We start from the raw sequence: 13,393 nt of genomic DNA on the forward strand, positions 1-13,393 counted from the left end.
CGTCTTTCCCTCAAAGCTTCGCGTGCACGAGTTGCTGCGTATAGGCGTGCTGTGGGTCCTGGAAGATCTGGTCGGCGAGGCCCTGTTCGATCACCATGCCGCGCCGCATGACCAGAACCCGGTCCGCCATGGTGCGGATGACGCCGAGATCATGCGATACTAGAACCATGGTGATGGAACGGTCGCGCTGCAGGCGCTTCAGCGTGTCGAGAACCAGAGCCTGGACGCTGACGTCGAGACCGGTTGTCGGCTCGTCGAGCAGCAGGACGGCAGGTTCAAGCGCGATCGCCTTGGCGAGCTGCACGCGCTGCTGCATGCCGCCGGAAAGCTCGTTCGGCCGTGCGTCCATGCGCTCGATCGGAAATTCCGACGCGTCGAGGGATTGGCGTGCCCTTTCGCGCAGCTCGGCGAAATTGCGATTGCCGGCAATCAGCAGGCGTTCGGCGACATTGCCGCTGCTGGTGTGGTTCATCAGCAAGCCGAGATGCGGGTTCTGATAGACGATGCCGATATGATGCGCCCTCAGCATCCGCCGCTCAAAGCGATCGAGCGTGAAGAGATTGCGGCCCTCATGTCCCGGGAGCGCCAGATTATAAGTGCCGGTATCGGGCGTATCCTCAAGGTTCATCATCCTGAGGAGCGTCGACTTGCCGGAACCGGATTCGCCGACGATGCCAAGCACTTCGCCCGGATAGACGGTGACGTCGACGCCGGCAAGCGCCCGCACGTCGCCATAGTTCCGCGCGATATCGCGCATCGTCAGAATGGGATCCGCTAGCATCAGTCTCGGCGGCTGGCGGGTCGGCTCCGCTGGTCTTGCGAGGTCAAGGTTGGCCATCAGCCCATCCTTCCATTGTTGTACCAGGTCTCGCCGATCTCGACCGTTTCGGCCTCAGTCTTGCGGATATGCTTGACGCCGAAATGACTGTCGGACAATTCGTATTGCGAGGAGCCATCCTCCTGGGGAATCTCGTTCATGAAGAAGCCGGTGACATTGCTGCGGTAACAGGTCTTGTCCTGGTGATCTTCTACCCGGTAGGGCACATCGTCGAAGACCAAAGGCTCGACGCGCGTATAGGGCGGCACGGCAAAGATGCGTTTCTCGCGCCCAGCCGAAAGGATCGTCAGATGGTCGGCCTGGTTGAGCTTGGGCACATCCCAACGCGGGATCGGCGATGGTGTCATAACGTGTCGACCGTTGACCATGCTTGGATAGCTTGATCCCTGCATGATGCGGCCGGATTTGACGAGTTGTTCGTAGAGGATAAGCCAGAGCTGGCCGTAATCGGCATCGCCATGCATCTCGCGCGCCACCGACATATCAGGCTGAACGGGGCGCAACGGCTCCGGGTTCGGAACCTGCAGCACCAGGATCTGATCCTCGTGCAGCTTTTCCTCCGGAATTCGGTGGCGCGACTGGATGATGGTTGCAGCCATCGTGTCCTCAGTCTCGACGGCGCCGCCGACGCGGGCGACGAATTTGCGGATGCTGCTGGCATTGACGGAATCATCCGAACCCTGGTCGATCACTTTGACGACCGAGGTTGGCTTGAGCAGCGTCAGCGTCACCTGCAGGCCACCCGTTCCCCAGCCGCGGGCGATCGGCACTTCGCGGCTGGCATAGGGCACCTGATAGCCCGGCACGGCAATCGCCTTCAGAATGCGGCGACGCATCTCGCGCTTGGCGGATTCATCGAGGAAGCCATAGTTGAAGGCCATCCAGGGTTTTGTCAGGTCCTGAAGTTTCATAGCGCGACCTCCTCTTGTTGTGAGGGAAGCTTGTCGGTGTCCGCAAGTTTTGCGGCCGTGTTCTTGTCTGTCTTGACGCGGCGCAGCGCGTCCAGGCTGGACTGGAACGTGACGTAGTGCGGAAGCTTGAAGTGGATGCAGAAGCCGGAGCTTTCGACCGGCTCGGTATGATAGAGAACGAATTCTTCATTGGCGGCCGGATGCGGATTGGGCTGGCTGGAGGCGAGATCGAGTGTCGCCGCCGCAATCACCTTCACCTCGTTCCAGCCGAAGGTGGCCGAGAAGCCCAGTTCCAGCTCTTTCGACTTGGAGATGACTTCGGTCTGGCTGACGCGAACGCGGCCGGCGCTGAAGACCGTGCCGCAGGGGTGGCGCAGCCGGACCGGTGCTTCGGCCAGGCGCAATTCATTGACCGTCGGATGGACGGAGCTGTAGCCGCGCATTGTGGAATATCCGAGTGCGAGGGTTCCGCCGGTGTCGGCACGCGCCAGGCTTTGCAGCTTGTGCGCCCGCGTCGCGGGAAAGAGCAGCGGTTCGCGCGTCAGATCCGGGATATCATCCGGTGCGACCGTTTCGACCGGATGCTCCGGAATAAGGCCTTGCGCCTTCTGCCAACTGGTCAGGGAGGGTTGGCTCGCGGGGGCCGGTTCTGCTGCCGGGATCACCGGCTCGGGCACATAGTCCTCGCCCTTCAGCACATCGACCTGCAGCAGGCGATGCGAATAATCGAGCGTCGGCCCGAGGATCTGGCCGCCCGGAATATCCTTGAAGGCTGCTGAGATGCGGCGAACGGTGAAAAGATCCGTCTGGCCGACCGGCTCTGCAACGGCGATCCTCGGCTGCGTCGTCCGGTAGGCGCGTAGCAGCAGGATCGCCTCGTAGAGATCGCCGCCCGCCTGCGCCAAAGCCAGGGCAGCGAGGTCAGGCTCATAAAGCGACGCCTCGCCCATGACGCGGTCGATGAGATAGGGAAGGCCAGTCTTGACCGCCTCGACGCGCTCGCGGGTAATCGCGCCGAGATCGCTGCGAAACAGCCGCTCGGCCTGGTCGATGGCATATTCGCCGCCACGGGTTGCTACATAGGCCATCAGAGCACCTCGATTGTGGTTGAGCGGGGAATGCCGAGCAGGCGCTCGCCGTCGACGAGATAGAGATCCCAGCCGAGGGGATAACGGATCGCCTTGCGGCGCATCTGCCAGAAGCCGGGGTCGATGCCGCCGATCTCGATCGTAATGCTGTCCTTGATGCCGGGGCCGGTAAGGCGCAGCCGCTGCCCGGTGCCGAACCGTGCAGTCGCAAACAGCGTTGCGGCATCATCCGGATAGGCGAGGGTGCCGATGCGCAATGACGATAGTACTTCGACCTTTTCGGCGGAGTCGATTGCCGTAAAGACATAGTCCGCCTCGGCAAGTGGTGCCCGCCGGGCGCCAGTTGTGGCCAGCATTGTTTCCAAGGATGGGTCATCTGCAGCATGGAAGCTGCATTCGCGATCGAGCAGGCTCTCTGCGAGGGGCCAGAAGCCTTCTCCCGGCATCTCGCGCACCTGGCCGGGCCGGCTCAGGGCCCACAGGAGTGCCTCGAAAGTGGCGTTGGTACGGGTGTCGTCCAGGGTCGGCAGAAGATTGTGTGCCATGGTCAGAAGGTCTCCATCTGCACGCGGGTCGCTTCGACTTTTTGCAGCAGCAACCGATCCTCTGCTTCCTGATGGCGCCGTTCGGCATCCAGAAGTTCAAGGATGATGTCGGCCCGATGCCCGGCGGTGATCGCCGCATCGATGATCGCCATCGCCATGGCATGTTCAAGATTCCGGCCGATGACAGCGCCATAACCTTCGACAGATCGCTCCGGCACGCGGATATGCGCCTCGGACACCAGGACCTCGCCCAGATGAAAGGCCGTACCACGGACCGTATCGGTCAGTGGAAGCATGGCAAGGCCGGTGCGGTTGACGAGAACGGCGACCTCGCCGAGCGTGTCGAGCACTTGTTCGGCAGTCGCCTTTATGGCCTCCGGGCGGCCTGCTGCAAGAATTTCCAATGCCTGCGCATGGGGATAGGATTTACCGACCGGACTACCGGTCTTCTCCTCGGTCATGGTCTTCTTCCTTGGCAGTGGTTCGTTTGGGCTGGACGCCTCACGTCAGAAACATTCGAATAATTTCTATAATCATCCGAATGAATTGTCCATGTCGTTTCGCTGCGCAAGGGCGATATTTCTGATCCCGAATGACGGGGATGCTCAGCCTTCGCGCCGGCGCAACCATTTTGCAGTCACGCGGCTTGCTTCGCGCGCTGCGGCGGCTGGCTCCAGCCCTTCCAGCAAGGCGAACAGCAAGGCGCCGGCAAACCGATCCCCTGCGCCGATCGTATTTGCGGTATCGACCTTTGCCGCCGGCTCCACTTCCACGGTCGTCGATCCATCGAACAGGCTGATCGGGCGAGGCCCATCGGTCAGCACAAGCATCTTCAGGCGCGGACCGGCGATTTGACCGGCGCGCAGCCAAGCGACGTGGAGATCATCCGCGACATCGTCACGGGAGGAGATCACATAGTCGGCGGGACGCGGCGTTGCAGGCCGCAGCGGAAATTGCGAAATGACGAGCGGCTGGGCACCGATCTGACCGACAAGGCTCTCGTCGAGACTGAGCGCATTGATGTAGACGCCCGCGCTCGAGAGTTTCTCACTGGCCGTTAACGGCGCCAATTGCCTCGTGGGTGCGAGGATGGTCCTCTCTCCATTCGGTTCGAGGAAGATTTCCAGCGGCATGGTCTCGCCCGGCGCCATCGTGATGTATTGGCTGTCGAAGCCATCGGCGACGAGAGATTTCAGGGCTGCTTCACCCTGTTCGTCCTGCATCAGCCGCGAAAGGATGGCGACGTCGGCTCCCAGTTCCAGAAGCTGCCGACCCGTATAGAAGGCGCCGCCGCCGAGCCGGGTTGTCCGGGATGAGAACTGTATCCGCCGGCCCGGCACCAGTGGTGCGTCCAGCTGCCATATGCGGTCGTGATTGACCGATCCGATAACAATTACACGGGGCATGCTCTGCCTATCTGTCGTCAATGCCGGGGGCCAGCGCATCGACGATGAAGCGCTGTGCCAGCAGGAATATCAGAAGAACGGGCACGATCGACAGCAAACTCGTGGCCATCAATGGTCCCCATGCCCGATCGGCACCTTCAAGATCGGCAAAGGACGCGATACCGGTCGTCAGCGTCTTCTTGAAGGCGTCGTCCAGCACGAGCTGACCCCAGAGATAGATGTTCCAGGCGCCCATGAAGGAGATGACCGAAAGCGCCGCGATCGCCGGGATGACATTCGGCAGGCCGATCTCGATAAATTGCCGCCCCAGGCCGCTGCCATCCATCCGCGCTGCCTCGAACATCGAGGCCGGCAGCGACCGGAACGCCTGCCGCATGTAGAAGACGTAGAAGCCGATATAGGGGATCGACGGAATGATCATCGCCCCATAGGTGTTGAAGGCCTGCAGTTTAACGACGGCGATATAGGTCGGGATGATCGCCAGCACGCTCGGAAAGGACATGGTGGCTATGACGAACCAGAAGAGTGTCTGCCGCCCCCGAAATTCCAGTCGCCCAAAGGCAAAACCCGCAGGGACGGCGAGAATGAGCTTTCCGACAGTGATGAGCGTTGCCGTCAGCAACGAGTTCCACAGCCACATCCAGATGGGATGACGGCTGGCGGCGGCGGTGAAATTCGACAGGGTCGGATCTTCCGGCCAGAGCCGCACCGACTTCGACATGATGATCTCGTTTGGCGTGAAGGCGGCGGAAACCATCCAGACCAGCGGAAAAACGGTGACAATGCAGATCGCCAGCAGCGCGATATGAAGCAGCAGCCGGTGCAGCTTCGAGCCAAAATTGTTCATCTGTAGTGGACCCGCTTTTCGCTGACGCGGAACTGCAGCCATGTCACGGCAAGCACGAGCACGATAATGATGACGGCAACGGCACTTGCGGGTCCGAACTGGAAGAATAGCAATCCTTGCTGCCACAGGAAATAAAGCAGGCTCGAACTGGCGCCCGCAGGCCCGCCATGGGTCAGGACGTCGATAATGCCGACAATGTCGTCAAGGACGTGGAAGAAGGTCGTGACGCTGATGAAGAAGGCTGTTGGCGTCATCAATGGCAGACTGATGTTGAAGAAATGCCGCAGCGACCCCGCACCATCGAGCTGCGATGCCTCGCGCAGCTGATGCGGCAGGTTTGCCAGTGCCGCCAGCCAGAGGAGCATGTTGAGGCCGAAGGTCTTCCAGAATGTCACGAGGCTCACGCACAAGAGCGCCAGGCTCGGATCGGTATGCCAACGCGATGGTGGGAAACCGAAATAGCCGAGGATTTCGTTGAACAGGCCGTTGATGGGGTTGAACAACCACGACCAGGCGACGCCCGCGACGGAATAGGCGACGATCGTCGGCAGAAACAGGCTGCCGCGATAAAAGGCCTGCATCGGGTTCTTGCGCACCGAATGAAGCATGACCGCAAAGATCAATGGCACGATGATCTCGGCCGGGATGAGGACGATGCAATAGAGCAACGTATTCCAGGCTGCGGCGCGAAAATCGGCATTCTCGAAAACGGACGCATAATTGTCGAAGCCGACAAAACGGATGTCGGACGACAGCAGATTCCAGTCGATCACAGACAGCGCCATCGAAGCGATGAGCGGGCCGTAGAGGAATATTGCAACGGCGAGAACGGCTGGCCCCACAAACAGATAGGGGGCCAGCGATCTAAGACGAAATGGCATAATACTGTGCCTATGCCGAAATCAGGCCTGTCAGCTCGTCATGGGCGCCCTTGATGCCGTCGGCGACCGTCGTCTCCTTGAGCAGCATGCGCGAGACCCACTTGCGCCACACGGCTTGACCTTCGAGACCGCGCTTGCCCGGCCAGATCGTCTCTGCGGTCAAGCCGTCCGTCAGCTGGCCGGCGGCCGGCTTCATGAAGTCGTTGATCAGGGGAATGTCATGCGTCGACGTGTTGAGGTAGCCGGTCTGCGACCAGAGCGTCTGGCCTTCCTTCGAAGCGCAGAATTCAAGGAAGGCGAGCGAGGCTTCCGCCTGTTCCTTGTTACGGGTGTAAACGGCGATGAAATTGCCGCCGCTGTTCATCTTGCGTGGATGGTCCGGAAGGCTCGGGAACTTGGTCGTGATCGCCTTTGCAGCGCCGAAGGGGAAAGTGACGGCCGAGGTCGAGCTGGTCGTGCAGATGGCAAGGGCACCGGATTGGAATGCTGCCGTTTGTTCCTTGTCGCTGACTGGGAGCCAAAGACCCTCATGCGCCGGTGCGCAATATTCCGTCATGCCGGCGATGGCTTCGGGGCTGTTCAAGGCCAGCTTGCCGGCCGGATCGATAATAAAGCCGCCCGCATTCTGGATGAAGGACTGGCTCGTCCATTCATTGTTGGAGAGCGAGATCGGCGAACGATAGGTCGGATGCTTGCCCTTCAACGCGGCATCGAGCTTGCGGGCACTCTCGTAAAGCCACGTCGTATCCGGTGTTTCCGGCAGGTTCGGATCGAGGCCGGCCGCCTTCCAAATCTCGCTGTTGATATAGGTGATCGGCGTCGACATCGCCCAGGGAAGGCCGATGACCGCGCCATCAATGGTGACGAGCGGCAGCACGGAAGAACGGAAATTGGCAAGGATCGCCTCTGCCTTGGTGGCATTGATCTCACGCAGATCGCGGGCGCCAAGCGTGCGCTTGGCGAAATAACCGAATTTCCAGCCGGTGATCATCATGGCCGGCGGACGGCCGGCGGCGATGCTGGCGACGGCCTTTGCGGTCACCGCTTCATAGTCACCGTCGAAGCGGTTCGTAACAGTGACGCCGAGATTCTTGGCGTTGAATGCGTCGACAACCTTCTGGAACGGCTTGTCGGAGCCCCAGGTGCTCGAGATTTCAATGGCCGCATCGGCCGATCGAGCTGTTCCGGTCAGCGCGATGTTTGCGCCGATGACTGCTGTTGTACCTGCAATAAATTGCCGACGATTAAGCTCTACCATTATACCCTCATTATCCGAATGAATAATATATCATCCGGATATTTATCTAATGGTGGCAAATGACATCCATATGAAGAGGCATTGGCCTAATGGCAGAAGATCACGGGTAAAATTCGGTTCATCAACGATCTGTGGGACGTTCATCATTGAACAGAGATTGAAATACAATGCTGAAGCCGATATATGACATTCGAATGACATGGCTGGATTCGGATGGATGGGCATGGAGAAGAAGTCGCTGCACGGACAATGGCAGCAGGTCGAGAGCGATATTGCCGAGGATATTCTGACCGGCCGTCTGTCGCCGAAAGCGCAACTGCCGACGGAAACCGACCTGATGGACCGTTTCGGCGTTGGGCGCCATACGATACGGCGCGCTATTTCTCGTCTGGAAAGCCGCGGGCTTGTTCTGGTCGAGCAGGGACGCGGAACCTTCGTCAGGGATAGCCGCCTCGACTACCGTTTGTCCGAACGCACGCGTTTCTCCCAGAACCTGCTGGATCAGGGCCGAGAGCCGCTGGGGCAGGCGATCCACGAAGAAGTGGTTCCCGCTCCCGAGTTCATCGCCGAAGCTTTGCGGCTTCCGCACGGAGAGCCGGTCTATCATATCGTCCGCCGCGGCTTCGCCGACGACGAGCCGATAAATTACTCGCATGCCTATTATCCCGTGCGCCGCTTTCCCGGCTTTGACGAAGCGCGGCGCGGTGGGCGGAGCGTCACCGTCATTCTGGCCGAGTACGGCATACCCGACTATATCCGCCTGCGCACCGACATCATCGTCCGGTTGCCGACAAGCGAAGAGGCAAAGCAGCTATCGCAATCCATGTCCCAGCCGGTAGTGGCGCTTAGAAAAGTCGACGTCGATCTCAAGGGCACACCGATTTCCTATTCAGAGTCGGTTTGGCCGGGTGAGCGTGTGCAGTTCTCGATCGACAATACCAGCCAGCTTCTGGACGTGCTGACGCGCGGCGATGCCGGTTAAACGGACTTCGGCGGAAGAGCGAATGTGGCGCGACAGGCTGATCGGCGCAAACGGGCGTTCCCTATAGGCTAGATGGCCCATTCCGGATCGGTCGTGAAGGCAATGGTCAGCCAGCGGTCCGGGCTTTCATCGCCGATCGCCTCACCGATTTCATCGCGGATACGATCCCATTCCTCCAGTTTTCTTGCCGGTCCATCCTTGGGCACGATGAAGTAAAGCTCGATCTGCTTGCCGCGCCCGACGCGGGCGACATAGGAGCGGTAGGATTCGAAATTGTAGCGCTGGACGACGTCAGTCGCGACACGGTCGACATGCTCCCTGAGATCAGCCGGTGTCATGAGCATGATGTCGGCAAATGCCTGCCTGATCGTGCCGGCCGGTATGGGGATAACGATGATGCACACAAGGGCAAGCGCCACAGGGTCGACATAGGGCGACATCCATTGCAGGCTCGTTCCCTGAATGAAGAAGCCGAAGATAAAGGCGATGAGCAGTGCGGTGCTGAGGCCGCCGGTCATCACCCAGGCCTTGGCGTCCAGGGCGATGAAGCTCGATCTGAGCGTCCTGTTCATCCTCTGGGCGTAGATCGCCATGGCGAAGGCAATGATCATTGTCAGCACGGCATAAATGATGGCCTGGTCGAAGGAGAGATGCCGACCGCCGGCCATGATGCTGGCGACCGCATTGATCAATGCATAGATCGCCGCACCCGTCAGCAGGATGCCGTTAAGGCCGAGGACCATGGGTTCCAGATGCCAGAAACCCATGGTGAAATGCTTGGCGAACCTGCGGCTGCCTTCCGTGTCTGTTGCCGACGAGATGATCAGGTTGGAGACGATCAGCGCGACGATGGTCATGATCGCATCCGTCAAAGCGTAGACACCGTCGAAGACGATGGCGTAGGAGCCGGACAGGACGCCGAAGATAATGCCCGCGGCCGCAAGAACGAACGTTACGATGATGGAGACGCGCAGGACGCCTTGTTCGTTGCTCACTCTTCGATCCTCCTGAGGGATATCTCACACATGCTTCGATCGGTCCTTCTGTATACGGTTATACGACAGCTTTTCGCGGCGTCCTAAAACGGGCCAATTGATTGGAGCCCATCGACAAGTGTCGCGATTTTCATGGGCTCCCAAAGGACGCGCTCCGCCCCTGCCGCCTGAACTCGCTTGGCGTGACGCCGGCCAGTTTTTTGAAGTCCCGCGCAAAATGGAAGGGGTCGGGATAGCCGCATCTGGCGGCGATCTGCCCGATCTGCTCTTCCGTCACGACGAGTAGTCGTTTGGCGGCGTTGACGCGCTCGTGGCGAAGCCAGTCGAGAGGTGTCGTCCCCATCCTCTGACGAAACCGGCGAAACAATTGTGCCTGGCTGAGATTGGCGGCCGCTGCAAGTTCCGTCACGCTCCAGGAATGTGAAAGATCGGCCCGTACGGTTTCCAGGACGCGCTGCAACCTCTGTACCGCGCCGCTGAGATCGCCGCAGTCGGCGCGCTCGGACACCAGCGTCGATATCAGCTGTGCGAGCAGGGCAAAACACCGGCTGTCGGCCAGGAAGCCGCTTGTCTCCACCTCCTTGAGAATGTCTTCGAAAAGCGGCTGCAGATCATGTTGAGCCGCCGTAGCGAAGACAGGATTTCCACCCACGCCCAGATTATCGAACAGGGTGTCGAGCCCGTGACCGACGAAGCCGAGCCAGAGATACGACCAGTGAGAATGGTGCGGCTCACAGCCATGCGAGTAGAGCATCGAGGAGTCGAGCCAGGCGATTGTTCCCTGTTGCAGCAGGTTTGATTGTCCGTTGACGTCAAGCACGCCTTTGCCGCTGAGGGTGAGGATCAGGGTATGCTGGTTGAAGCGCTGGGCGATTGGCGCTTCTGTGGGGCTGCAGATCCGCCGTCCGGCGGCCAGGAGCGAATAGGGTAGGGCCCGCGAGAGCCGGCCCGGCGTTTGAAAGAAGACCTCATCGAGGGCGCGGATTTCCGCCGCTGTTGCTTCGTCGACCATGGTGGCCCGACCATATCCGAGGATGAGAGTTTTATCCATATGGGCGCGGTTCGCATCTATGTCTTTCTGTTGTAGGGAAGGTTATTCTGCGCCAGTTTAACCGGAATGGAGGAGATCCAGGTGGCGATGACGGCAACCCAATCATTTGATCCGCTCTCGCAGGCATTCGCAGAGGATCCCTATGCATCCTATCGCGCACTCCGCGCCAGCGAAGGTCCGGTTTATTACGAGCATTTCGATATATGGCTGCTGTCGCGCTACCAGGATGTTGCCGCCGCCGCCGGCGACAAGACGCTGGTGCGCTCCCTTGAATTCTTCCTCTCTCCCGAGGAGATCCAGGAGCACAAGGTTCGGCTGAACTGGCATGACATGCCGAACCATTCGCGCTTCGTGCAGTTCAGCATGCTGGATTCCGATGGCGAAACGCACGACCGTCTGCGGCGCAAGGTTTTCCGCGAATTCACTCCCGCTCTCGTCGCCCGCCAGCGCGGGATGATCCAGGATTTCGTCGACAAGCTGCTCGACCGGCTGCTAGAGGCGGGAACGATCGATTTCGTCGAGGATCTTGCCTCGGAAGTCCCAGGCCATATCATCGGCTCGGTGCTCGGTGTGCCGGACGAATATGCGGGGCAATTGCGCCGATGGTCGGAGCAGGTGGTGCAGTATTTCGACGTCGACCGCAGCGCCGAACGCAAGGCGATTGCCGAGCGCGCGACGACAGAGTTCTACGAATTGCTGAAGGAGCTCATTGCCGATCGCGTGCGCAGCCCGCGCGACGATCTCCTCTGTCGGCTCACGCAGGCCTATACCGCCGGCGAGTTGACCGAAGACGAACTCGTTTCCACCTGCATGCTGATCTTGATGGCCGGACACGGCTCGACGATCGACGTGCTGGGCAGCGGAATGCACGCTCTCTTGCAGCATTCAGACGCTCTGGCCAAGCTCAGGGAAGCGCCGACCGCTATGCCGACCGCCATTCAAGAAATGTTCCGCTACGAGTCGCCGCTGCCATTCTTCCATCGCTATCTCACCGAGGAAAAGGTGATCGCGGGCAAGAGCCTGCCGAGAGGCACCAAGGTCGGCCTGCTCTATGGTGCTGCCAATCGTGATCCCGAGCAGTTCGACACGCCTGACCAATTCAATATCGAGCGAAGCCCCAACCGCCATCTGGCGTTCGGCGGTGGCGCGCATTTCTGTCTCGGCAATCATCTCGCCCGCCTCGATATGGAGATCATTTTTACGACGCTGCTCCAGCGAACGCGCTCCATCGAATTGCTGGACGAACGTCCCGCCTACAAGCGCGGACTGTCGGTTCGTGGGCCGCAGCGGCTTAACATCAGGCTTATTCCCGCTTGAGCGGGTTGTCGAAAGCATGGAGAATGCAATGTGTGAAATCGTGTTCGTCGACTCCGCTGGTCAGGAAAAGCGTGTGCGTGCGGAGAATGGCGAGACGCTGATGGCCGTTGCCGTCAGGAACAACATCGATGGTATCGTGGCGCAATGCGGCGGCGCCTTGGCCTGCGGGACCTGTCATTGCTACATCGATCAGCCGCACCTCGATCTGCTGCCTCCGCCTTCTGAGGAGGAAGCTGACATGATCGAGTTCGTGATGGACCCGACCGCCAACAGTCGCCTTAGTTGTCAGATCCTCTTGAGCAGCGTCACCGACGGAATGCGCGTGGTCGTTCCGGATAGTCAGCACTGATCCCAGGCATCTTGGCAATCGACAGGGTTGCTGAATAGAAGACGCTGCCATTTTCTATTCCGAAGGCCTGGCTTGGCAGAGTTGCGATCGAATACAGCGGGGGTTTCCAATGGAAGACAATCCGCTATAAGGTCTTGTCTTGGAGAGATCATAAGCGATTGCGCTACCGCAATTGCGACTATGAGGCAATCCTCAGCCCTTCATCCAAGCTGATCCTGAGTCAGACGCGGCCCGTCACTGAGCGCACATCCGAGCATTATGGCTAAACAGACAAAACCTTTCGTCCTCGAAATCAAATCCTCCCGCCGAATGAGAACAAGGCCTGCCGAACAGGCAAAGTCGATCTGGGGCTCCTTCGCCTCCGACCTCAAGCAGAGCCTGGCGGAAAACGAGGAGCCTGCGGTCAGCGCGCCTGTGCGCGAGCACTGTACCGAGGTGTCGGATCCGGTCCAGGCTATTGCAGCCAATCACGATGAAGTCTCAATTTCGCCGCCCAGATCCGGGTTTGTCGAAAAATGGGCTGCGAAGAGGGCGGAAAAGCCGAAGGCGGGCGCGGCGGATATGGTCGCAACATTCCTCAGGCGGCTTGAACGGCAAAAGACCTTGCTTGCCGAATTTGAGGCGGATCCCAGCGGCTTCAACAGCTGGCGATCCGCGTGGTTTCGCAAGGTGAATGGCGGCTTCGGTATCAGCATCGGTTATGACCGGATCGATGCCGGCGGTGGTCTGCGATACATCGTTGTCGAAACCCTCCGGGATGTCTCCGAATTCCTCGATGATCTCGGCCACCACGCACAAACCGACAAGAATTTTCAACGCGCCCTTAGCGAAAGCCGGTCACGGCGTGCCGGGCGCAGAGTTGGCGCCACGGCAGCCTAGGGGATCTTATCGTCTCTCGAGACAGTGTCTCTTAGTCCGAGGCGCC

Annotated in this window: 15 protein-coding genes; 4 read left to right on the plus strand and 11 right to left on the minus strand. The window is 59.8% G+C overall.

Annotated elements, in window-relative coordinates; genetic code table 11:
- Positions 1 to 10: 10 nt before the first annotated feature.
- The 9 genes from A6U86_RS30265 to A6U86_RS30300 form a co-directional block, all read right to left on the minus strand.
- Positions 11 to 838 carry an ATP-binding cassette domain-containing protein gene (locus A6U86_RS30265; protein WP_068399421.1) on the minus strand — a complete coding sequence of 276 codons (828 nt, stop codon included), beginning with the start codon at positions 836 to 838 and terminating at the stop codon, positions 11 to 13.
- The gene (locus A6U86_RS30270) at positions 838 to 1,749 is read right to left on the minus strand and encodes an alpha-D-ribose 1-methylphosphonate 5-phosphate C-P-lyase PhnJ (RefSeq protein ID WP_068399423.1); all 912 of its coding nucleotides are present in this window, start codon (positions 1,747 to 1,749) and stop codon (positions 838 to 840) included. Before A6U86_RS30270 ends, A6U86_RS30265 begins: the two co-directional genes overlap by 1 nt.
- Positions 1,746 to 2,837, minus strand: a complete 1,092-nt coding sequence (locus A6U86_RS30275; protein ID WP_068399426.1) for a carbon-phosphorus lyase complex subunit PhnI — start codon at positions 2,835 to 2,837, stop codon at positions 1,746 to 1,748. The genes A6U86_RS30270 and A6U86_RS30275 overlap by 4 nt, the downstream gene beginning before the upstream one ends.
- The gene (gene phnH / locus A6U86_RS30280) at positions 2,837 to 3,382 is read right to left on the minus strand and encodes a phosphonate C-P lyase system protein PhnH (RefSeq protein ID WP_068399429.1); all 546 of its coding nucleotides are present in this window, start codon (positions 3,380 to 3,382) and stop codon (positions 2,837 to 2,839) included. The genes A6U86_RS30275 and phnH overlap by 1 nt, the downstream gene beginning before the upstream one ends.
- A gap of 2 nt (positions 3,383 to 3,384) precedes the next feature.
- On the minus strand, positions 3,385 to 3,843 hold the full coding sequence (locus A6U86_RS30285; protein ID WP_068399432.1) for a phosphonate C-P lyase system protein PhnG: 459 nt from the start codon (positions 3,841 to 3,843) through the stop codon (positions 3,385 to 3,387).
- Positions 3,844 to 3,987: 144 nt separating this feature from the next.
- Positions 3,988 to 4,788, minus strand: coding sequence for a PfkB family carbohydrate kinase (locus A6U86_RS30290; RefSeq protein ID WP_068399687.1), 801 nt, complete (start codon positions 4,786 to 4,788; stop codon positions 3,988 to 3,990).
- A gap of 7 nt (positions 4,789 to 4,795) precedes the next feature.
- Complete coding sequence (locus A6U86_RS30295; RefSeq protein ID WP_244510135.1) at positions 4,796 to 5,635, minus strand: carbohydrate ABC transporter permease; 840 nt, start codon at positions 5,633 to 5,635, stop codon at positions 4,796 to 4,798.
- On the minus strand, positions 5,632 to 6,516 hold the full coding sequence (locus A6U86_RS35980) for a carbohydrate ABC transporter permease (protein WP_083197036.1): 885 nt from the start codon (positions 6,514 to 6,516) through the stop codon (positions 5,632 to 5,634). The genes A6U86_RS30295 and A6U86_RS35980 overlap by 4 nt, the downstream gene beginning before the upstream one ends.
- Positions 6,517 to 6,526: 10 nt before the next feature.
- The gene (locus A6U86_RS30300; RefSeq protein ID WP_068399437.1) at positions 6,527 to 7,774 is read right to left on the minus strand and encodes an extracellular solute-binding protein; all 1,248 of its coding nucleotides are present in this window, start codon (positions 7,772 to 7,774) and stop codon (positions 6,527 to 6,529) included.
- Between the two features lie 223 nt (positions 7,775 to 7,997).
- On the opposite strand from A6U86_RS30300, the gene phnF reads away from it, so the two are divergent.
- Positions 7,998 to 8,756, plus strand: a complete 759-nt coding sequence (gene phnF, locus A6U86_RS30305; RefSeq protein ID WP_077467683.1) for a phosphonate metabolism transcriptional regulator PhnF — start codon at positions 7,998 to 8,000, stop codon at positions 8,754 to 8,756.
- A gap of 68 nt (positions 8,757 to 8,824) precedes the next feature.
- Here phnF and A6U86_RS30310 read toward each other — a convergent pair whose 3' ends face one another.
- Positions 8,825 to 9,751 (minus strand): cation diffusion facilitator family transporter, encoded by a 927-nt coding sequence (locus tag A6U86_RS30310; RefSeq protein WP_068399443.1) that lies wholly within the window; start codon positions 9,749 to 9,751, stop codon positions 8,825 to 8,827.
- Between the two features lie 130 nt (positions 9,752 to 9,881).
- Positions 9,882 to 10,802, minus strand: coding sequence for an AraC family transcriptional regulator (locus A6U86_RS30315; protein ID WP_244510136.1), 921 nt, complete (start codon positions 10,800 to 10,802; stop codon positions 9,882 to 9,884).
- Between the two features lie 87 nt (positions 10,803 to 10,889).
- On the opposite strand from A6U86_RS30315, the gene A6U86_RS30320 reads away from it, so the two are divergent.
- The 3 genes from A6U86_RS30320 (at position 10,890) to A6U86_RS30330 (ending at position 13,347) form a co-directional block, all read left to right on the plus strand.
- Positions 10,890 to 12,119, plus strand: coding sequence for a cytochrome P450 (locus A6U86_RS30320; protein ID WP_068399690.1), 1,230 nt, complete (start codon positions 10,890 to 10,892; stop codon positions 12,117 to 12,119).
- A 28-nt stretch (positions 12,120 to 12,147) separates the two neighbouring features.
- Complete coding sequence (locus A6U86_RS30325; RefSeq protein ID WP_068399693.1) at positions 12,148 to 12,468, plus strand: 2Fe-2S iron-sulfur cluster-binding protein; 321 nt, start codon at positions 12,148 to 12,150, stop codon at positions 12,466 to 12,468.
- Between the two features lie 309 nt (positions 12,469 to 12,777).
- Complete coding sequence (locus A6U86_RS30330; protein WP_244510137.1) at positions 12,778 to 13,347, plus strand: hypothetical protein; 570 nt, start codon at positions 12,778 to 12,780, stop codon at positions 13,345 to 13,347.
- Positions 13,348 to 13,393: the final 46 nt, after the last annotated feature.

The sequence above is a fragment of the Rhizobium sp. AC27/96 genome (assembly GCF_001692325.1).
Taxonomy (GTDB): Bacteria; Pseudomonadota; Alphaproteobacteria; order Rhizobiales; family Rhizobiaceae; genus Rhizobium.